The 1,224-nt window shown below is 69.3% G+C and carries 2 protein-coding genes; one reads left to right on the top strand and one right to left on the bottom strand.

Annotation, left to right across the window (positions count from 1 at the left end; translation table 11 throughout):
- On the bottom strand, positions 1-206 hold a 206-nt coding region (locus AB0J09_RS65180; protein ID WP_360714567.1), incomplete at its 3' end, for a cellulase-like family protein.
- 115 nt (positions 207-321) lie between these two features.
- Between AB0J09_RS65180 and AB0J09_RS65175 the strand changes: the two genes are divergently transcribed.
- On the top strand, positions 322-1,224 hold a 903-nt coding region (locus tag AB0J09_RS65175), incomplete at its 3' end, for a mandelate racemase/muconate lactonizing enzyme family protein (RefSeq protein WP_360714565.1).

Below are 1,224 nucleotides of genomic sequence, written 5' to 3'. Positions count from 1 at the left end.
CGACACACGGGCAGCAGGCGCCAGGTCCGCTCGGGATCGGCCGCCACGAGATGAGGGAAGGCGTCGATGCGCACCGCGTCGTAGCCCCGCTCGACGAGCTCGTCGAGCGCGCGGTCCCAGTCCTGGTAGCCGGCGCCGTCCCAGCGCCTCTCCAGCCAGGAGAAGTCCCACATGGTGATCGCTAAGGGACTGTTGGTCAACGTCATAGCCTCAACATCCGTCCCGACATTGGTCTTACCAGATTGCACGAGCTTCCCTGGCCGCTACGGTTCTGTCAAGGTCTTGTGGGCGGCTGGTCTGACCAGATATGGTCCTCGAATCATGAGCACCCGAGCCGTCTGCGGCCTGGAGACCATCCGATGCCCGATTCAGCCCAACGTGCTCCTGATACGGCTGCACACCGACGACGGCCGGATCGGCCTCGGCGAGTCGTTCTTCGGGGCGGAAGCGGTCGAGGCGTACCTGCACGAGACCGTCGCGCCGCTCCTCCTGGGCGCGCCGCTGCCCAGCCCGGAGCGGCTGCGCCGGCTGCTCACCGGTCACGTGGGCTTCCAGGGCAGCGGGGTGGAGACCCGCGGCAACGGGGCGATCGACATGGCCGTGTGGGACCTGCTCGGCAAGGTCGCGGGCCAGCCGGTGGCCACCCTGCTCGGCGGGCCCTACCAGGACAGCCTCCCGGTCTACAACACCTGCGCGGGGCCCTCATACGTCAAGGACGAGCCGCGCCAGGCCGTGTCCAACTGGGGCCTGGCGGAGACGTCGCCGTACGAGGACCTGCGCGGCTTCCTCGAACGGCCGGGAGAGCTGGCCAAAGAACTGTGGGATGAGGGTCTTCGCGCCATGAAGGTGTGGCCGTTCGACCAGGCGGCCGAGCGCACCGGCGGCATGCGGCTGGAGCCGGCCGACCTGCGTGCCGGCCTGCGGGTGCTCAACGAGATCAAGAACGCCGTCCCTGACATGGACGTCATGGTCGAGCTGCACGGGCTCTGGAGCCTGCACGCCGCGCTCGGCCTGGTCAGAGAGCTCGAGCGGTTCGCCCCGTACTGGATCGAGGACCCACTGCGGTCCGACAGCCACACCTCCTACGCCACGCTGCAGTCCGCGACCTCCGTGCCGCTCGCCACCGGCGAGACGCTGACCGGGCAGCGCTCGTTCCGCGCGCTGCTGGAGCGCTCGGCGATCCAGGTCGCGATCGTCGACATCGGCTGGACGGGCGGGTTGACC

It is taken from the genome of Nonomuraea sp. NPDC049784 (assembly GCF_040659615.1).
GTDB lineage: Bacteria > Actinomycetota > Actinomycetes > Streptosporangiales > Streptosporangiaceae > Nonomuraea.
Note: the sequence above shows the minus strand (reverse complement) of the source record. Positions and strands in the feature narration are given on the sequence as shown.